Origin of the sequence: Bizionia sp. M204, from assembly GCF_023205095.1 — a bacterium.
Lineage (GTDB): Bacteria > Bacteroidota > Bacteroidia > Flavobacteriales > Flavobacteriaceae > Algorimicrobium > Algorimicrobium hallyeonense.
On the sequence record NZ_CP046242.1, the window covers coordinates 2,270,500 to 2,289,452 of the forward strand.

The following is an 18,953-nucleotide window of genomic DNA, read 5'->3' on the forward strand; positions in this document are numbered from 1 at the left end:
ATTATTTTTCTAATTGATTTAATAGTTCTTGAACAATTTTGAAGTCATCGAAATCAAAACGTTCGCCATTTATTTCTTGATAATTTTCATGACCCTTCCCTGCGATTAAAATAATATCATTAGGTTTTGCCATTTGACAAGCCGTTTTAATAGCTTGTTTTCTATTAGTAATTGAAACGGTTTTTTTAAAATTTTGAGGCTCAACACCTGCTTCGACCTCATTCAAAATTGTTTCTGGATTTTCTGTTCGTGGATTATCACTGGTAAAAACAACTTGCGTACTCAAAGCCGAAGCAATATGTCCCATTTTAGGTCGCTTGGTTTTATCACGATCACCTCCACAACCAACAACCGTTATCAGTTCTTCGTTTTTAGTTCGGATGCTATTAATGGTTTCCAATACATTTTTCAAAGCATCAGGCGTATGCGCATAATCTACAATAGCCGTTATTTTTGATTCGGAAATTAGATATTGAAAACGTCCTGAAACACTTTTTAAATCGCTTATCAATCTTAAAATTTCCACTTTCTCTAAACCTAATAATTCAGCGGTTGCATAAATTGCCAACACGTTATAAGCATTGAAACTTCCTATTAATCGCGTCCAAACTTCGCTATCATTAATTTTTAGTAATAATCCTGTAAACTGATTTTCTAAAATTTGCGCTTTATAATCTGCATAACTTTTTAAGGCGTAGGTATGTTTTTTGGCGGCAGAATTCTGCAACATGATCAAACCATTTTTATCATCCACATTTACTAATGCGAATGCATTTTTAGACAAGCCATCAAAAAAAGCTTTTTTCACATCGCGATACTCCGCAAAACTGCTGTGATAATCCAAATGATCATGGGTTAAATTGGTGAAAATCCCACCTTCAAATTGTAACCCTTCCGTACGTTTTTGATGAATACCATGCGAGCTGACTTCCATAAAACAAAACTCGACTCCAGCATCATTCATCTGTTTTAAATAGCTGTTGATAGTAATGGAATCTGGTGTTGTATGTGTGGCTTTAAATTCAGCATCATCCACCATAATTTTAACGGTAGATAACAAACCAACCTTATAACCCGCATTTTTAAATAACTGATATAATAAAGTGGCAATAGTCGTTTTTCCATTGGTTCCCGTAACACCAACTAATTTTAAATTAGCCGAAGGAACACCATAAAAATTAGAAGCCATAATTGCCAAAGCACTCGACGTATCACTGACCTCAACATAGACTATGTTGTTAATTAAAGTATCTGGAAGGTGTTCACAAACTACCGCAACACACCCTTGATTAATGGCGGTTTGAATATAATCATGACCATCTGAAACGGTCCCTTTTACAGCGATGAATACGTCATTTTTAGTCACCTTTCTAGAATGGAAAACCAAATTATTTACAGACACAGTCGTACTTCCTGCAACAGCAAGTAACGGTACTTTATAGAGTATGTCTTTTAAAATCATCATGATGCTTGAATAGTTACTATTTGATTCTTCTTTATTTTTTCGCCTTTAGTAATGGATTGAATTTTCACTTGACCTACACCTTCTGATTTCACATTTAATCCCATATTTTCTAATAAGGCAATAGCGTCCATTGCTGGCAGCCCAACAACATTTGGCATAATTGTTTTATAGGTTTGTGCGGTTTTAAAATAGGCGTCGTACTCGGCATTTACCGCAATATCATTCACCTCCAAAGTTTCAACTACATCAATAATTGGGGTGTCGGTAAATATTTTTTGTGCTATACGTTTAAAAACAGGCCCAGAAACATCAGCTCCATAAAACCCTTTTTTAACACTTGGCTTATGAATAACTACTATACACGAGTATTTAGGGTTTTCAGCAGGAAAATAACCTGCAAAAGACGACACATACCGTTTGTTTTCATCCCAGTCTTTTTTCCAATATTCGGTTTTAGCTGTCCCTGTCTTTCCTGCCATTGAAAAATAAGGCGAATACAGAGATCTTCCTGTACCACGAACCACCACATTCTTCAAAATTTCTTGCATTTCCCGAATGGTTTTATCGGAGGCTATTTTCTTATTTATGATATACTTATCAAACGTTTCTATATTTTTATCAAGCTCTTTTACTGATTTAATAAAACGTGGTTTCACCATAACACCATTATTTGCAATAGCATTGTAAAATGTAAGGGTTTGTAAAGGCGTCATCTCCATATTGTAACCGTAGGCCATGGAAGGCAAAGCATTCTTACTCCAAATATCATCACCTGGACTTGGAATTACAGGTTTCCCTTCACCTAAAATGGGCAAGCCTAAAGGTTTATGTAAAGACCAACTTTTTATACGATTGATAAATTTATCAGGGTTTTTAGAGTAGTGCTCATCTATAATAGTTGCGAGCCCAATATTTGAAGACACTTCCAATGAACGAGCGGCTGATATTTTACCATAACCGCCATGTTTGGAATCTGTAATAGTACGGCCATAAAATGCTTTACGCCCTTTTTTTGTATCCACAATTGTTGATGTATCTATCACCTTATCTTCCAAGGCTGCCATTAAAGCCATAACTTTAAATGTAGAACCTGGTTCATGAGATTCTCCAACAGCATAATTTAATTTTTCATAATAACCTCCACTTTTCGTTTTTCCTAAATTTGAAATAGCACGAATTTCACCAGTTGCCACTTCCATAACAACCACACAACCGTGTTCGGCTTCATAGGTTTCTAACTGTTGCAATAACGCGTGATGCGCTATATCTTGGATATTCACACTTAATGTGGTGTAAACATCGTAGCCATCTCTAGGTTCAATCTGGTTGTAATCGGCAATAGGTTTCCATTGCCCTTTTCCTATTTTTTGTTTTAAACGCCTTCCGTCTGTGCCACGTAAATATTTAATTCCAAAAGCGCCATCAATTCCCGCTCGAGTTGCGTTGCCTTTTTCATCAAAACGTTCATAGCCAATAGAACGCTGTGCAATTCCTCCCAAGGGATGTTCTCGTTTGGTAGTTTGCTCTACAATTAAACCGCCTTTAAAAGCACCCAAATTCAAAAGTGGAAAATTGCGCATGCGCACATAGTCCGAATACCCGATATCGCGAGCCAACAAATAATACCTGTTTTTATTAGCACGTGCCTTTCTAATTTCTTTTTGATAATATGCGGATGGTTTTCCCGAATACTTAGATAACGAATCGCATAATGGTTTTAACAACGATTCAAATCGCGTTGCTGAAGGTGTCAATGCATCTATACGAATATCATATTTTGGAATGGATGTAGCCAATAAATTACCATTGGCAGAATATACGTTCCCGCGATTAGCAGGAATCACAACATCTTTAATGGTCCGTTCTTCTGCCATGCCACGATACTTTTCGCCATGCAGCATTTGGATACTTAAAAGTTTAAACACGACTGCTAGAGCGAAGATGAACATACATCCTGCTACAAAATATAATCGGTTTGATATGTTCTTCTCGTTTGTTGCCAAGCTGAACTACTTTTTAGATTTAACTTTAATTTTTGTTGGCGGTATTTCTGAAATTGCCAACCCTTTTTTTTCCATTTTCAATTCTACAACGGTTTCTTTTTTCAGTTCCATAAGGCGTGTCCTGCCATCCACAAAAGCCGACCTTAATTCTTTTGCTTCATTATTTAATTGTGCAATTTGATGTACTTTTTTATCTGCACTATGGGAACTGGCTATCATAACAATGGCTAAAACGGAAACGAACAAAATCATTCGCCAGCTTTTAGGCGCATCTTCATTTATAAGAAACGTTCCTTTTAGTATGTTATTAATCCCCTTTTTCATTTGATTCCCTATTTAATAGGAATTATAGTTTTTTAGCAATTCGAAGTTTGGCACTTCTTGCGCGATTATTTGCTTTTATTTCTTCTCGCGATGGCACTATTAAACTACCAACCTTTTTCATTGGTACTTCAAAATTGCCAAACACATCGCGTTCTGGTTCGCCTTCAAAAAGACCATTTCTTATAAAACGTTTTACCAATCTATCTTCTAATGAATGATATGAAATAACGCTTAACCTGCCTCCTTTCACCAAAATCTCTGGTGCTTGTAACAAAAAGGATTTTAAAACTTCAATCTCCTGATTCACTTCAATACGAATGGCTTGATAAATTTGAGCCAATACTTTGTTTTCCTTTTTATGCTGTAAAAATGGCTTTAAAGCCAATTTTAACTGATCACTGGTTTTAATGGGCTCTAATTTTCGCTGCTCAACTATAGCGCGTGCCATAGCATTTGCTTGTCGTAACTCGCCATATTGCCAAAGCACTTGACTTATTTGCTCTTCATCATAATCATTCACCACATTATAAGCAGACAAATCACTTTTCTGATTCATACGCATATCTAAATCCGCTTCAAAGCGAGTAGAAAATCCGCGTTCTGCTACATCAAATTGATGAGATGACACGCCAAAATCGGCCAAAATACCATCCACTTCTTTCGCGCCATAGAATCGTAAAAAACGCTTCATAAACTGAAAATTCTCATGAATTAGCGTAAATCGTTCGTCATCAATCGTATTTTCAAGGGCATCAGGATCTTGATCAAAAGCAAAAAGCTTCCCATTTTTCCCCAAACGTTTTAGGATTTCTTTACTGTGCCCACCACCTCCAAAGGTGACATCCACATAGACACCATCTTCTTTAATATTCAAACCATCAACGGTTTCTTTCAGTAAAACTGGATTATGATATTCCATGATCGTCATCGTCTTGTCCCATTACTTCCTCCGCCAAATCAGCAAAATCGCCTGTAGCATCATCAATAGCTTGCTCGTATTTATCTTTATCCCAAATCTCAACGATGTTGATTGCACTTGACATAACTATTTCTTTTGAAATATCTGCGAATGCAACTAGATCTTTAGGAATAAGCAAACGACCAGTTGCATCCACCTCAATAATTTTAACACCCGCCGTGAAGCGACGTATAAAATCATTGTTCTTTTTCTTAAACCGATTTAACTTATTTACTTTTTGCATCAAGGCCTCCCATTCAGCCATTGGATACAATTCCAAACACGGTTGAAAAACAGCACGTTTTAAAACAAATCCGTTTTGCAAAGTAGGCGCCAACTGTTTTTTCAGCGCAGCAGGCAACATCAGTCGTCCTTTTGCGTCTACTTTACATTCGTATGTTCCTATTAATGAGCTCAAAGCGGTTTGTATCGATTCTCGGGTTTAAGATTCAAATATATTGAAAATTTTACCACCTTTTACCACTTTCTACCACTTTGTTGATAATTTTTCGATTATATGTGAAGAAAAGTCGATTTGAAAACACAGAAAAGTCCTTTAAGAACTACCAATCAGGAAATTAAACGCTGAAAAACTTTAACATTTAGCAATTGTTAACATCTTGATTAAAAGTCTGCCATGTCACTTTTAAGAAAAGTGAATATATTCACAATGATTTACCTATATTTGTTTGAAGAAAAGACTAACCAATTAATGGCGCATAGATTAAAAAAAGAGAAAAGCTATAGTTACATAGAGGTAGGAGAAGGCACACCCATCATTGTTTTACATGGTTTAATGGGTGGATTAAGCAATTTTGATTCTGTAACTAATTATTTCAGTCAAAAGGGGTATCGTGTAATTATTCCCGAATTACCGATTTATTCCATGTCGCTTTTAAAGACAAACGTAAAAAGTTTTGCCAAGTATTTACACGATTTCATAGAATTCAAAGAACTTGATGAGGTTATTTTATTGGGAAACTCCTTGGGCGGACATATTGGTTTGTATCATACGAAATTATACCCAAAAAAAGTAAAAGGTTTAATTATTACCGGAAGCTCTGGACTTTACGAAAGCGCCATGGGTGGCGGCTACACAAAGCGTAGTGATTACGAGGTGATTAAGAAAAAAGCACAAGACGTTTTTTATGACCCTGAAGTAGCCACTAAAGAAATTGTTGACGAAGTTTACGAAACTGTAAACGACAGGAACAAACTAATTAAAACCTTGGCTATTGCTAAAAGCGCTATTCGTCATAATATGGCAAAAGATTTACCAAATATGAAGACGCCAACTTGTATAATTTGGGGGAAAAATGATACGGTTACACCACCAGAAGTGGCGGTTGAATTTGACGAATTATTACCAGATTCAGAATTATTTTGGATTGATAAATGTGGCCATGCAGCCATGATGGAACATCCCGATGAATTTAACACCATTCTAGATGGTTGGTTAACGAAACGCGGATTATAAAACAGTAACTCTTAAAAACCCAAAATTCTGGGAATAAGCTATGGAAATTAAATCGGCAGAATTTGTAATGAGCAATTCTGATGTTGCAAAATGTCCCAAAAACTTGGTTCCGGAATATGCCTTTATTGGGCGCAGCAATGTTGGGAAATCCTCATTAATCAACATGCTTACAAGTAGAAAAAGTCTAGCTAAAACGTCAGGTAGACCCGGAAAAACACAGCTTATAAACCATTTCTTAATTAATAAAAATTGGTATTTGGTAGATTTACCCGGCTATGGCTATGCGCGTGTATCCAAAAGCTCCAAAAAAACATTTCAAAAGTTTATAACGGATTATTTCACACAACGTGAGCAATTGGTGTCCGCTTTTGTTTTAGTAGATATTAGACATAAACCCCAGCCCATAGATTTAGAGTTTATGGCATGGATGGGTGAAAACGGCATTCCTTTTTCCATAATTTTCACCAAAGCTGATAAGCTAAAACCGCAAGCCATTTTAAACCATGTAGCCGATTACAGTGCTATTATGCTAGAAACTTGGGAGGACATGCCAAATTATTTTATTACATCTTCTTCTAAAAACATTGGTAAAGATGATGTTCTAAAATACATTCATGAGCTGAATGAAAACATGGAGGAATGAAAACCTGCTTTCATTTCTATTTAATTCTTACCGCACAATTTATAGTTGCAAGAAAACATCTTTTAAGTAATCCCTAACGAATAAATTTTTAGACAGTCAAAAAGTGTGGCGTTATGATTTCACGTCCAAGGCATCCCGAAGCGCATTTCCCATGAGCATAAAGGCCATAACCAAACTCATAATGCAGAATCCTGGAATTAAAGCCAAATAGGGTTTTCCAAGAATGATGTAATTGTAATGATCTTTTATCATAGCTCCCCAACTTGCCATAGGTGGTTGTGCACCAATTCCTAAAAAGCTCAAGCCACTTTCAATTAAAATAGCTGCCGCAAAATTAGCTGCCGAAATTACAATAACTGGCGCCATAATGTTTGGTAGAATATGTTTGGTGATTATTCTAAAATCATTAAAACCCAACGCGCGTGCCGCTGTAACATACTGCATTTCTTTAACACCCATAACTTGGCCACGTACTACACGAGCCACTTCCACCCACATAGTTAAACCTACGGCAATAAACACCTGCCAAAACCCCTTTCCTAAAGCTAACGTAATGGCGATTACCAGAAGTAAGGTTGGTATGGACCAAGACACATTTATAAACCACATAATAATGGCATCCACACGACCACCAAAATAACCAGCCACGCTACCCATAAAAATGCCAATTACCAGAGATATAAAAACGGCTATAAAGCCAATGAAGAAGGATATTCTAGCACCAACAAGTGTTCTACTCAATAAATCACGACCATATTTATCAGTTCCGAAAAGGAAGGTTTTATTCGAAATTAAATCTGATTCAGAAAGGCCATTCATGTCTATCGTTTTGGTCATGCCTTCTAAACCATCAGACGCATATTCTGTATAGGTTAATGTATTATTTTGGATAGAATAAGACGTTATTGGGATTTCAGTATCTTGAATTTTCTTCCCAAAGAATATACTTGAAAAGAACGAATCTTCAATTTCTGTTTCTTGAGGAATAGTTAGCATTTGAACCGTAAATCCTGGTTTTTTAGAATGTATAGACAAATGCATCTGATTGGCAAACTGGGAGTTATCAGGCGCAATTACATAAGCAAATATGGAAATTATCCCAACAAAAACAATAAATCCCAAACTAAAAACGCCCCAGAAATCTTTTTTGAATTTCTGGAGCGCTAATTGACTTAATGAGTTGGATTGTTGACTCATGAATTTCTAGTCCTTAACTGTCGCCATTTTTTTAATATTATACGATGTCTTTAGATCTTGCAAAACATGTAATGCTTCTTCAACATACACATCTTTGCTTAAGCTTTCATGCCAGCGCTGACGTTTGTCCTTTAAAACAGTATCCTGAACAAAAAGCTTTTGTTCATAAGGCAATGACTCGTATGTTAAATTGGTTTGGTATTCTCCAATTTTATCAAAGGTTTTGGATTCCGTTTCGTTGGCATCTAATTTCGCTTTGTAGTCTTCATAATTTAATGGGTAGGTTTTTTCATCCATTCGTGCCCGCACCCATTGCGCATTATCTGCAATTAATTTGAGCTGTTCGTTATCTTTCATACGCTCATTACTCATTTTTATGGTGGTATCATAATCAAAATAACCTTCCCATAACTTATAGTCGGCTGCATCAATTTCATCCCAAGACAATGGGTTTCTCTGATCCTTTTCACCAATATCTATATAACTGAAACGGTCTGGAACAACCACATCACTTTTTACACCTTCCAACTGAACAGATCCACCATTAATCCTATAATATTTTTGTCTCGTAACTTTTAAAGCGCCCAAATCTCCTTCTTGATTATTTCTAACCATGTTGTTTAAATCATAAAAAGATTGAACAGTTCCTTTGCCATAGGTTTGTTTACTTCCAATAATAATAGCGCGTTTATAATCTTGCATGGCTGCAGCCATAATTTCTGAAGCTGATGCAGAAAATTCATTAACTAAAATTACTAATGGACCATCCCAAACTATAGATTTATCGGTATCGTTTAATACTTCCTTTGGATGCTCTGTTGAACGCACTTGAACAATTGGGCCATCTTCAATAAAAAGTCCGGCCATTTCCACAACGGTTTGAAGTGATCCACCGCCATTGTTACGCAAGTCTAAAACCAAACCTTCCATGCCTTGCTCTTTAAGACGAATAATTTCATTCTTAACATCATTAGCTGCATTTAATTTTTGATAATCTTCAAAATCTGCGTAAAATTTCGGCAGGTTTATAATTCCAAAATTCTTGCCATCCTTCTTAACAAAAGCGGACTTGGCGTGGGTTTCTTCAATTTCCACTATATCACGCGTAATTTTTATTACTTTGGTTGTACCATCAACTTTTTTAACCGTTAAAAACACATTAGTTCCTTTAGGACCTTTTATCAGTTTAATAGCATCATCAATACGCATACCCGTTATGGTAATGGCATCTTTTTCATATTCCTGACGCACTTTCATAATTACATCTCCTACTTCCAACTCTTTTCCTCTCCAGGCTGGACCTCCTGAAATTAATTCCAAGATTTTAGTATTATCATTTCGCTTTTGTAAACGCGCCCCAATACCTTCTAATTTTCCGGCCATATCTTGATTAAAAGCCTCCTTATCTTGAGGTGCAAAATATGTAGTATGTGGATCAAATTCTTGGGCAATTGCATTGATGTACATTACAAACCAGTCATCGCGATCTAAATCATCTATATAATCGTTGTAATAAATATCAATAGTTTTAAGTGTTGCTTCACGCGATTCTTTTTCAATTTCAGCCATCGATTTTTTAACAACGCGATCCGTGTTTAAAGAATCGGCACGGGCATTTATTTTTTCTAAATTTTCCTGCTCCACCATCAATTCATCATAATTTGATAAATTGCTATATTTTAAACGTTGTCTCCATCTATCTGTTAATTCTTTCTTATTCTTCACATAGCCGATGTTTTCATAATCTGCATCGTAGGTTTCGTTTTTCGTATAATCAAAAGGTTCATCTAAAATAGTTTTATAGATAACTTTAGCTTCTTCAATACGTTTTATTAAACGCTCATGTGTTAAGTTGAAGAATGAAATATCATAAGCTTTCAATTGATCATCTAACTCCGTTTTATATTTCGAAAATTCTTCAATATCCGATTTGTAGAAATATTGTTTTAATGGATCTATCTGGTCGAGATAATCCAAATACACCTGTTCAGAAAAGTTATCATCCATTGCTTTTGGATCAAAATGACCACGTTCTAAAACGTAGGTTATTACTTGAATAAGCAATTTATCTTTATCCGGATCATCAAATGTTTTGGTAGTAAAACTACAGGATGCAAATGCCAGTAACAGCAAGAGCACTAAAATGTTATAATTCCTTTTCATAAGTCTCAAAAAAAGCATAGATTATTTTTCACTAAATTAATGAAAAAACCATGCCAATTAAACCAATCACTAATAATTTTTTGTTAAACCATATAAATTCAGGCATTGCACATGATTTTATGTATTTTAGCAACCGTAATAAACGAAAATAAAATGACAAAAAGACCACTAATTTTAGTCACAAACGACGATGGTATAACAGCTCCTGGCGTGCGCGCATTAATTGAGGCCGTAAAAGATTTAGGCGATATTGTGGTGGTAGCACCAGATAGCCCACAAAGTGCCATGGGCCATGCCATAACCATTAATTCTACTTTGCATTTAGAGCGTGTAAAAATTGATGAATCTGGGCGTATTGAATACAGCTGTTCGGGTACACCTGCAGATTGCGTAAAATTAGCGGTTAACGAAATTTTAGATAGACGTCCAGACCTTTGTGTTTCTGGTATAAACCACGGTTCAAATTCCTCTATAAATGTTATTTATTCAGGAACAATGAGTGCTGCTTTGGAGGCTGGAATTGAAGGTGTGCCTGCTATTGGCTTTTCGCTTTTAGACTATAATTATAATGCCGATTTTTCCGCGGCCAAAATTATAGCAAAAAAGGTAACGCAAGAAGTTTTAAAAAACGGTCTACCAAAAGATATTGTATTAAACGTTAACATTCCGAACCTGAAGAAAGAAGACATTAAAGGCATTAAAATATGCCGACAAGCCAAGGCAAACTGGCAAGAAGAATTTGATAAACGCCAAACACCTCAAGGGAAAGATTATTATTGGTTAACTGGGAAATTTGTTAATTTAGATAAAGGCGAAGACACAGATGAATGGGCTTTAGAAAATGGTTTTGTTTCCGTGGTTCCGGTTCAATTTGATTTAACAGCGCACCATTATGTTCAGCAATTAAATACATGGAATTTTAATGATTAAAAAAGAAGTTTTTATCGGTTTATTAGTGGGCTTAATTGCCAATGCCATAGGTGTATATTTAGCTACTATAGTTTTAGGGAATCATACTGATTTTATCATGGCACTAAAAAATGCTTCTGCTGAAGGTTTTCTAGGAAAATTGGTGAGCCTTGGAGCCATTTTAAATTTAGCCGCCTTTTTTATCTTTATTAAGAAAAAGCAAGATTATCGCGCTAGAGGTGTGCTTTTAGCAACCGTTATTGTTGCGGTTTCAACATTTCTATTTAAATTTATGTAGTATGAAATATTATATAATTGCTGGTGAAGCTTCAGGTGATTTGCATGGTTCCAATCTCATGAAAGCTCTGAAAAAAGAAGATCCTAAAGCGGAATTTCAGTTTTGGGGAGGCGACTTGATGCAAGCCGTTGGTGGTACTTTGGTGAAACACTACAAAGAACGCTCGTTTATGGGTTTTGCGGAGGTGATTATGAACCTCTCCTCTATCTTTAAAGATTTCGATTTATGTAAAACGGATATTGCCGAATACCAACCAGATGTTATAATTTTTATAGACAATTCAGGATTTAACCTGCGTATTGCCAAATGGGCAAAAAAAGAAGGGTTTAAAACCAATTACTATATTTCACCTCAAGTTTGGGCATCCCGAGCAGGGCGTGTAAAAGACATTAAACGCGATATTGATGCCATGTACGTTATTTTACCTTTTGTTGAAACGTTTTATAAAACCCATGATTATCCTGTAACGTTTGTTGGTCATCCCCTTATTGACGCTATTTCTGGTCGTGAACAAATTAGCGAAGCAGCCTTTAGAGCCGAAAACGAATTAAGCGAAAAACCAATAATTGCACTATTACCTGGTAGTAGAAAACAAGAAATTTCTAAAATGCTATCGGTTATGTTAAGCTTGACGCCTGACTATCCTAACTATCAGTTTGTAATTGCGGGTGCACCAAGTCAGGATTACGATTTCTACAAACAGTTTATTAAAAATTCCAATGTTCATTTTATCTCAAACAAAACGTACGATTTATTAAGTGTGGCTTCCGCAGCATTGGTAACATCGGGAACGGCCACTTTGGAAGCAGCTTTATTTAAGGTTCCAGAAGTGGTTTGCTATAAAGGCAGTTGGCTTTCTTACCAAATTGGCAAGCGTTTGGTTAAGCATATTAAATACATTTCATTAGTGAATTTAATTATGGATAAGGAAGTTGTAACTGAACTAATCCAAGATGAGTTTACCCGAAAAAATCTAAAATTAGAACTCGATAAAATTTTGGATAAGCCAACTAGAAACAAGCTATTTTTGGACTACTACGAACTTGAAAAAAAGTTAGGCGGTAAAGGGGCAAGTGCTAAAACGGCACAACTAATCTATAAATCCCTTAACCCGTAAAAGGCAGACTTTAAAACAGTTTTTCTTTTGAATTTTGAACACCAGAAAGTGTTTCCTGAAGGGACTTGGCAATAGCATAACCCAATAAAGGCGGAACGGCATTTCCTATTTGCTGATATTGACTCAAACCCTTTTCCCAACTCATTTTAGTTCGCATCCCTTGAAAAATAAAGGTATCTGGAAATGATTGTAATCGCGCGCCTTCACGTGCCGTAAAATTTCGATGTAAGAACGGATGAATAAAATTACTTTGAAAAGATGCTGCAATGGTTGGCGCAGGCTTTTCAGCATGTAAACGCTGATTATTTTGCGAAAAAACAATCTTGGATTTCTCCTTCGGGTTTCCACGTTTTACCGCAGCATGTTCTTGAGAAACATGCGCCAAAGATTCACCCGCTTTAATTACCTGAAACCGATTGATTAATCGTTGGGTATGACGCATAGCTATGTGGTTAAAAACCAACGTACTTTGCTGCCGTATAAATTCTTGATAAGTATTTGATGCATCCATTTCATAAGTCATTTTTTCGGCACCTTCCGATGCTTTTATTTGTGGTAAATCGGAAATGGCTTCCCAAACGGTTATCGGTTTCTCATATGTTTTCTTTGGGAAAACCGGTTGCTTTTCTAAATCCTTTCGAATGCCAATCATAATAACCCGTTGCCTATTTTGTGGCACGCCATAATCTGAAGCTAAAAGCACTTGATATTCCACCTGATATCCAATTCCAGCATTTTCAAACTCATCTTTCATAAGTTTAATAACCTGTCCTTTTTGCATGGATAATAAGCCACGTACATTTTCCATGACAAAGGCTTTGGGCTGTAAATCGGTAACCACACGAACAAACTCATAAAACAACTCGTTTCTAGGATCTGATTTTGCTTTGTTTCTGTTTTTGTTAGCCAATGAAAACCCTTGACAAGGTGGACCTCCAACAACGACATCCACAGGATTTGAAAGGTGTTTTTTTAATTCATTTGTAGAAATGTCTCGTAAATCGTTTTTAATAAACGGCACATTTGGAAAGTTATGGGAATAGGTTTTTTCGCAATTTTCATCCACATCACTAGCTAACAGTGTTTGGAATCCAGCCCATTTAAAACCAAGTGCTAATCCACCACAACCCGAAAACAAATCGACTACATTCATATTGTAAAATTCCTTTTGAAAGGTTAAAAGTAACCGTTTTATACCTGTTGTCCAACCAAGTTTTTAAGTTGTTATTATTTTTTATAACAAAAATGTGTATTTTTGGAAATATGCAAAAAAGCTTACTTATTTTATTATGCCTATTCTGTTTTTCGGCATGTAAATCGACAAAAAAGGCGACTACCTCATCGAAAAGAACAACTAAATCGGCTCCAGCTGTCAAAAAAATAGGCAGTAACAACGGGACTTATAATTCTCAAGCCGAATCTATTATAGATTACGCCAAAACGTTTAACGGCGTGAAATATAAATATGGTGGCACAACCAAAAAAGGTATGGATTGTTCTGGTTTAATTGTAACATCCTTTAAAAAAGAAGCCATACAATTGCCACGAACCACATCACAATTAGCCGTAACAGGCGATTGGGTAGATGTTAAAGAAGTTCAAAAAGGGGATTTATTATTTTTTGCTACTAATAAAAATAGCCGAAACGTAAATCATGTAGGAATTGTAACCGAATCGCGTACTGGTTTTGTTGAATTTATTCATGCCTCTACCAGTAGCGGCGTTATGATTTCAGAGCTTTCTGAAAAGTATTGGTATTTTGCATTTGTTCAAGCACGACGAATCTTGTAAGTTATTTTTGTAACTTACTATTGTGAAACTTCTTGATTTTCCGATAGTTAAACTAACATGTTGTTTCATGTTAGGTATTTTAGTGAGTTTGCAGTTGGCATTATCACTGAAGTTTTCTGTGACTATAACTTTCGTACTACTTCTAATTCTTACCATTACGTATGTTGTAACCCAAAATCAGTTTAAACAATCCATCTGGTTTGGGCTAGCTGCGTATTTGATGGTTATGAGTTTGGGTAATTTAAGTGTGGAAATACATAACCATCTGAATTATGACAAACATTATACACATCAGTACTCAATTTCTGAAGCCAAATTTTCAAAGTTTCAATTACGAATTTTAGAGGTTATTAAACCCAATATATTCAACCAACGTTACATTGCGGAAATAGTAACAATTAATGGTAAAAGTGTTTTTGGAGATATTCTATTAAACATTGGTAAAGACAGCAGTTTTTCAAACCTTGAAGTAGATGATAAGATTCAAATCTTTGGCGGTTTAAAAGAACTTTACAGGCCTTTAAATCCGCATCAATTTGATTACCAAAGGTATTTAGAAAACCATCAAATTTATGCTCAAATTTATTGCAAGGCTGAATTTGTTTCTGTTCTATCAAGAGAAAAACATAGCATGTATGGTTATGCTGACTATTTCCGTCAAGCGATAAATAAAGGTCTCCAGAAATATAAGTATAGTGCATCTGAATTAGCGGTTATTAACGCCCTACTTTTAGGGCAGCGTCAGGATATTGGAAAGGAATTATATGCGGATTATGTAAATGCTGGAGCCATTCATATTCTAGCAATTTCTGGATTGCATATTGGCATTATTCTGTTCCTTTTAAAATGGTTGTTTAAACCTTTATTACTTATTAAACATGGTCGGTATATTACTGCTATCATCATTCTTTTTATACTGTGGAGTTATGCCGTGGTTGCGGGATTATCACCTTCTATTTTACGCGCTGTAACCATGTTTAGTGTAATAACCGTAGGTATGTATTTAAAACGGCCTTATAACATTTATAACACGTTGGCTATTTCGGCATTTATATTACTAATATGGAATCCTATGATTTTATTTGAAATCGGTTTTCAGTTAAGTTATTTAGCGGTTATTGGAATCGTAGCAATTCATCCGCTACTGTTTGCACGCTTAAAAACACCCTATGCCTTTCCTAATAAAATCATCACGTTAATAACGGTTTCATTAGCTGCGCAGTTAGGGATTTTTCCTTTGAGTATTTTCTATTTCCATCAATTTCCTGGGCTTTTCTTATTAACTAATGTGGTTGTCATTCCATTTTTAGGATTCATTCTAGGTTATGGATTATTAATTTTCGGAATGGCTTTAATGGACGTTCCTAAGAGCTTATTGACTGATATTTTTGGAGATATTATTAGTTTGATGAATCAGTTTTTTAAATGGATTGCAGAACAGGACGTTTTCATATTTAGAGATATTCCCATGAATTGGTTTCTTGTTATTGGTCTATATCTTATAATCCTACTCTTTACGAGGTATTTTATATCGAAAGCGTTCAATAAACTTGTTTTGGCAATGGTTGTGACTTGCGTATTCCAAATAGGTTTGTTTTTTAATCAGTTTTGGTATAGCAATAACAACGAATTTGTAGTATTTCACAAAAGCAGACACAGTATTATTAGTAAAAATTCTAGATTTCACTTACAAGTATTCCACAACTTGGACAGCCTAAAATTAAAATCAGATTATAGCATTGCTAATTATCGCGTTGGGAATTTTATTAAGACGATAGACTATCAAAGCATTCAAAATGCCTATCATTTCAACCAGAAACAATTTTTAATAATTGACAGTTTGGGCGTTTACAAAAACATATCCTTTAAGCCGGATTATATTATTTTGAGCCAGTCGCCAAAAATTAATTTAAATCGACTAATCGATTCTTTAAATCCGCAAGTTATTATTGCTGATGGCAGCAATTACAAATCGTATATAAACCGATGGCATGAAACCTGTAAAACACGAAAACGCCTTTTTCACTATACAGGTGAAAAAGGCGCTTTTATATTGAAAGAAAACTAAATTAGTTTGTAAACTCTGGTTTAAAAGCTTGAGCAAACGCTTGAAAATCTTGCTGTGTTTTAAAATTGTTATGCTCATTATTTTTAAACACCTTTAAATATAACTCCAATTGTTGTGGTGTTTGATAACCAATAATAGGCGCTAATAAATTAGCATCTTCATCCAAATATACAATAGTAGGATAGGATCGGATACTAAAATAGCGAGCTAATTCATGACCTGAATTACGCTTGTTAGCTTTTGCTGGATCATAACCTGGGTTTGTATACGTTTTCCCTTTAAACGTAACAGTTTCATTTCCTTCAGCGTTAAATTTTACGGCGTAAAAATGTTTATTAACATAATCTGCCACATCCTTATTTTGAAAGGTATTTTTATCTAACATTTTACAAGGACCACACCAATTGGTGTACATATCCATCATGATTTTTTTAGGTTTTTTCTTTTGAAGTTCTACAGCTTCTTCAAGAGTTACCCAATTAATTTCTTGTGCCACGCTAACTGTCGAGAACCCGACAATTAGTATTAAAGTATAAAATAAATTTCTCATGTTCTATTTGTTGTATTATATGTTCCGAACTTACAAAAAACACGCCAAAAAGGCGTGTTTTGAATTAAATTTAGCAATTTTATTAATTAGCGCACACCATGCATTAATCGTTTAAGTAAAGGATTTAATGCCATAGATATAAGTCCCACAGCAATAGGAATTACCGCAAAAATTAAAAAGAAGGTTCCTAAAGAATACGCTTCAGAAATCTTATCAATCATTCCACCCATAGTATTTGCAGCCTTTTGTCCAACGGCAATGGCTAAATACCATACGCCAAACATAAAACCAATCATACGAGCAGGAACTAACTTACTTAAATAGGACAATCCTAAAGGTGATAAGCACAACTCGCCCATGGTATGAAATAAGTAGGCCAGAATTAAGAATACCATGCTTACTGATGCTGTTCTAGCTCCAGGTGGAATATCTGATGCACCATATGATAAAATGGCAAAACCAACGCCTAATAACACCAATCCAATACCATATTTCATGGCAGCACTTGGGTTGTATTTACTTTCCCACCATTTCGAAAATAATGGCGCTAATGTAATAATAAAGAATGAGTTTAAAATTCCAAACCAAGTAGCATCAACCGTCATTTCTGTTTGACTAAATTTATCGTATAAACGGAATATTACTAATCCCCAAACCCCAACAAATGCAATAGCTAGGACAATATTAGAAGCGCCAATTTTGGTAAAGGTTTTCTTAAATATTAAAGCAATAACATAGGTTATAATAATCAGCGGAATTGTTGTTAAAAGCCCATCTATTATTTTAAATATTGTCGCCGAATTCCCAGTTAAACTTCTATCGGTATAATCACTTGCAAACAAGGTCATAGATCCTAAAGATTGCTCAAAGAACGCGAAGAAAAAGACTGTGAATAAGGCAAATATGGTAACAGCAATTAATCGGTCGCGAACTATAGGTAAATAACGTGCAATACGTGTAATTAACAAAACAAGAAACATGGCCAAAGCCGCAAGAATAACGATATTCGTACCACTCATTCCTCCTATTTCAAAAGGTACCAAGGACATTGAGTAGATAACATCCAAAGGATCATTAAAAAGATACAGTAATCCACCAATAGAGGATAAGACAATCAAGACATAATCGAAAGTCGTAAATGGATTTAGCTTAATTTCTGCTTGCATTTCCTCTACTATTTCCACATTGGTTTCGTTTGGTGTATGCTCCAAAACAACCTCTTCTTTTCTACCTGGTTTATCACCAATACTTCCAAATATTTTATGAGCTAACATAAATTGAAGCATTCCTAAAAGCATAAATATACCTGCTAAACCAAAGCCCCAATGCCAGCCGTAATTTTCGGCTAAGTAACCACAAAGCATCATTCCAAAGAAAGCTCCAGCATTAACACCCATATAAAATATGGTATACGCACCATCCTTTTTGGACTCACGTGTTTTATACATTTCAGAAATTATAGAGGTGATATTTGGTTTAAAAAAACCAGTTCCAATTACCAATAAGGCAAGACCTATATAAAAACTCATAGTGGTATCAAAAGCCATGGCTGCGTGACCAAGGGTCATGACTAAACAACCAATAATTACGGCAATGCGATAGCCTGTAAACTTATCAGCAATCCAACCTCCTACAATAGGCGTTAAATATAGTAAAGAGGCATAAGTACCTATTAGCGCCAATGCATGTTCTCGAGGCCAATCCCATCCCGGATTATCACTCATCATTGGAGCTGTTAAAAATAAGATAAGAAGGATTCGCATTCCATAGAAAGAAAAACGCTCCCACATCTCTGTAAAGAAAAGAATAAATAGTCCTACTGGATGTCCGAGAACTGTGTCCTTAAATAAATTTTCAATATCCGTATTCATAGTATAGTTAGTTAAAATATAAAGCGCATATATAGACGAAACCGCCTGTAAATTATTTTACTTTCAAAAAGCTAGTACTGAAAATCATTACTATCTTTTCAAGTAAACATTAAAAATTA

The 18,953-nt window shown here is 35.3% G+C and carries 17 protein-coding genes; 7 read left to right on the forward strand and 10 right to left on the reverse strand.

The genetic code is table 11. The features are described 5' to 3' along the window. Nucleotide 1: 1 nt before the first annotated feature. Genes GMA17_RS10490 through mraZ form a run of 5 tightly spaced genes read right to left on the reverse strand, consistent with a single transcriptional unit; the run spans nt 2 to nt 5,168 of the window. Entirely contained in the window at nt 2–1,465 is a 1,464-nt protein-coding gene (locus tag GMA17_RS10490) for a UDP-N-acetylmuramoyl-L-alanyl-D-glutamate--2,6-diaminopimelate ligase (protein WP_248395834.1), read from the reverse strand. Continuing rightward, complete coding sequence (locus tag GMA17_RS10495; protein WP_248400642.1) at nt 1,462–3,414, reverse strand: penicillin-binding protein; 1,953 nt, start codon at nt 3,412–3,414, stop codon at nt 1,462–1,464. Before GMA17_RS10495 ends, GMA17_RS10490 begins: the two co-directional genes overlap by 4 nt. 60 nt (nt 3,415–3,474) lie before the next feature. Further along, a complete protein-coding gene (locus GMA17_RS10500) occupies nt 3,475–3,792 on the reverse strand; it encodes an FtsL-like putative cell division protein (RefSeq protein WP_248395837.1) in 318 nt (105 codons plus the stop codon). A 22-nt stretch (nt 3,793–3,814) separates the two neighbouring features. Then, on the reverse strand, nt 3,815–4,711 hold the full coding sequence (rsmH, locus tag GMA17_RS10505) for a 16S rRNA (cytosine(1402)-N(4))-methyltransferase RsmH (protein WP_248395839.1): 897 nt from the start codon (nt 4,709–4,711) through the stop codon (nt 3,815–3,817). Further along, on the reverse strand, nt 4,698–5,168 hold the full coding sequence (mraZ, locus tag GMA17_RS10510) for a division/cell wall cluster transcriptional repressor MraZ (protein WP_248395841.1): 471 nt from the start codon (nt 5,166–5,168) through the stop codon (nt 4,698–4,700). Before mraZ ends, rsmH begins: the two co-directional genes overlap by 14 nt. 294 nt (nt 5,169–5,462) lie before the next feature. On the opposite strand from mraZ, the gene GMA17_RS10515 reads away from it, so the two are divergent. Beyond that, nucleotides 5,463–6,227, forward strand: coding sequence for an alpha/beta fold hydrolase (locus GMA17_RS10515; protein WP_248400644.1), 765 nt, complete (start codon nt 5,463–5,465; stop codon nt 6,225–6,227). Between the two features lie 40 nt (nt 6,228–6,267). Continuing rightward, complete coding sequence (yihA, locus tag GMA17_RS10520) at nt 6,268–6,870, forward strand: ribosome biogenesis GTP-binding protein YihA/YsxC (protein WP_248395843.1); 603 nt, start codon at nt 6,268–6,270, stop codon at nt 6,868–6,870. Between the two features lie 111 nt (nt 6,871–6,981). Here the strand turns inward: yihA and GMA17_RS10525 are convergent, their stop codons facing one another. Both GMA17_RS10525 and GMA17_RS10530 read right to left on the reverse strand, forming a co-directional pair. Further along, entirely contained in the window at nt 6,982–8,067 is a 1,086-nt protein-coding gene (locus GMA17_RS10525; RefSeq protein ID WP_248395845.1) for an ABC transporter permease, read from the reverse strand. 6 nt (nt 8,068–8,073) lie between these two features. After that, nucleotides 8,074–10,230 (reverse strand): carboxy terminal-processing peptidase, encoded by a 2,157-nt coding sequence (locus GMA17_RS10530; protein ID WP_248395848.1) that lies wholly within the window; start codon nt 10,228–10,230, stop codon nt 8,074–8,076. A gap of 153 nt (nt 10,231–10,383) precedes the next feature. On the opposite strand from GMA17_RS10530, the gene surE reads away from it, so the two are divergent. Genes surE through lpxB form a run of 3 tightly spaced genes read left to right on the forward strand, consistent with a single transcriptional unit; the run spans nt 10,384 to nt 12,554 of the window. Then, on the forward strand, nt 10,384–11,160 hold the full coding sequence (gene surE / locus GMA17_RS10535; protein WP_248395852.1) for a 5'/3'-nucleotidase SurE: 777 nt from the start codon (nt 10,384–10,386) through the stop codon (nt 11,158–11,160). Further along, the gene (locus GMA17_RS10540; RefSeq protein ID WP_248395855.1) at nt 11,153–11,437 is read left to right on the forward strand and encodes a hypothetical protein; all 285 of its coding nucleotides are present in this window, start codon (nt 11,153–11,155) and stop codon (nt 11,435–11,437) included. The genes surE and GMA17_RS10540 overlap by 8 nt, the downstream gene beginning before the upstream one ends. 1 nt (nt 11,438) lies before the next feature. Beyond that, nucleotides 11,439–12,554 carry a lipid-A-disaccharide synthase gene (gene lpxB / locus GMA17_RS10545; RefSeq protein WP_248395858.1) on the forward strand — a complete coding sequence of 372 codons (1,116 nt, stop codon included), beginning with the start codon at nt 11,439–11,441 and terminating at the stop codon, nt 12,552–12,554. Between the two features lie 10 nt (nt 12,555–12,564). On the opposite strand, the gene GMA17_RS10550 is transcribed toward lpxB, so the two are convergent. Then, a complete protein-coding gene (locus GMA17_RS10550; protein WP_248395860.1) occupies nt 12,565–13,707 on the reverse strand; it encodes a DNA cytosine methyltransferase in 1,143 nt (380 codons plus the stop codon). Between the two features lie 110 nt (nt 13,708–13,817). Between GMA17_RS10550 and GMA17_RS10555 the strand changes: the two genes are divergently transcribed. Together GMA17_RS10555 and GMA17_RS10560 are read left to right on the forward strand one after the other, a co-directional pair. Then, entirely contained in the window at nt 13,818–14,345 is a 528-nt protein-coding gene (locus tag GMA17_RS10555) for a C40 family peptidase (RefSeq protein ID WP_248395863.1), read from the forward strand. 67 nt (nt 14,346–14,412) lie between these two features. After that, complete coding sequence (locus GMA17_RS10560; protein ID WP_248395867.1) at nt 14,413–16,413, forward strand: ComEC/Rec2 family competence protein; 2,001 nt, start codon at nt 14,413–14,415, stop codon at nt 16,411–16,413. A 1-nt stretch (nt 16,414) separates the two neighbouring features. Here the strand turns inward: GMA17_RS10560 and GMA17_RS10565 are convergent, their stop codons facing one another. Continuing rightward, on the reverse strand, nt 16,415–16,963 hold the full coding sequence (locus GMA17_RS10565) for a thioredoxin fold domain-containing protein (protein ID WP_248395869.1): 549 nt from the start codon (nt 16,961–16,963) through the stop codon (nt 16,415–16,417). Between the two features lie 86 nt (nt 16,964–17,049). Continuing rightward, nucleotides 17,050–18,834 (reverse strand): peptide MFS transporter, encoded by a 1,785-nt coding sequence (locus tag GMA17_RS10570; protein ID WP_248395871.1) that lies wholly within the window; start codon nt 18,832–18,834, stop codon nt 17,050–17,052. Nucleotides 18,835–18,953 lie beyond the last annotated feature (119 nt).

Coding starts and splice junctions, on each gene's coding strand:
- GMA17_RS10490 (WP_248395834.1), bottom strand. CDS start 1,465: ATGATGATTTTAAAAGACATACTCTATAAAGTACCGTTACTTGCTGTT.
- GMA17_RS10495 (WP_248400642.1), bottom strand. CDS start 3,414: ATGTTCATCTTCGCTCTAGCAGTCGTGTTTAAACTTTTAAGTATCCAA.
- GMA17_RS10500 (WP_248395837.1), bottom strand. CDS start 3,792: ATGAAAAAGGGGATTAATAACATACTAAAAGGAACGTTTCTTATAAAT.
- rsmH (WP_248395839.1), bottom strand. CDS start 4,711: ATGGAATATCATAATCCAGTTTTACTGAAAGAAACCGTTGATGGTTTG.
- GMA17_RS10515 (WP_248400644.1), top strand. CDS start 5,463: ATGGCGCATAGATTAAAAAAAGAGAAAAGCTATAGTTACATAGAGGTA.
- yihA (WP_248395843.1), top strand. CDS start 6,268: ATGGAAATTAAATCGGCAGAATTTGTAATGAGCAATTCTGATGTTGCA.
- GMA17_RS10525 (WP_248395845.1), bottom strand. CDS start 8,067: ATGAGTCAACAATCCAACTCATTAAGTCAATTAGCGCTCCAGAAATTC.
- GMA17_RS10530 (WP_248395848.1), bottom strand. CDS start 10,230: ATGAAAAGGAATTATAACATTTTAGTGCTCTTGCTGTTACTGGCATTT.
- surE (WP_248395852.1), top strand. CDS start 10,384: ATGACAAAAAGACCACTAATTTTAGTCACAAACGACGATGGTATAACA.
- GMA17_RS10540 (WP_248395855.1), top strand. CDS start 11,153: ATGATTAAAAAAGAAGTTTTTATCGGTTTATTAGTGGGCTTAATTGCC.
- lpxB (WP_248395858.1), top strand. CDS start 11,439: ATGAAATATTATATAATTGCTGGTGAAGCTTCAGGTGATTTGCATGGT.
- GMA17_RS10550 (WP_248395860.1), bottom strand. CDS start 13,707: ATGAATGTAGTCGATTTGTTTTCGGGTTGTGGTGGATTAGCACTTGGT.
- GMA17_RS10555 (WP_248395863.1), top strand. CDS start 13,818: ATGCAAAAAAGCTTACTTATTTTATTATGCCTATTCTGTTTTTCGGCA.
- GMA17_RS10560 (WP_248395867.1), top strand. CDS start 14,413: ATGTTAGGTATTTTAGTGAGTTTGCAGTTGGCATTATCACTGAAGTTT.
- GMA17_RS10565 (WP_248395869.1), bottom strand. CDS start 16,963: ATGAGAAATTTATTTTATACTTTAATACTAATTGTCGGGTTCTCGACA.
- GMA17_RS10570 (WP_248395871.1), bottom strand. CDS start 18,834: ATGAATACGGATATTGAAAATTTATTTAAGGACACAGTTCTCGGACAT.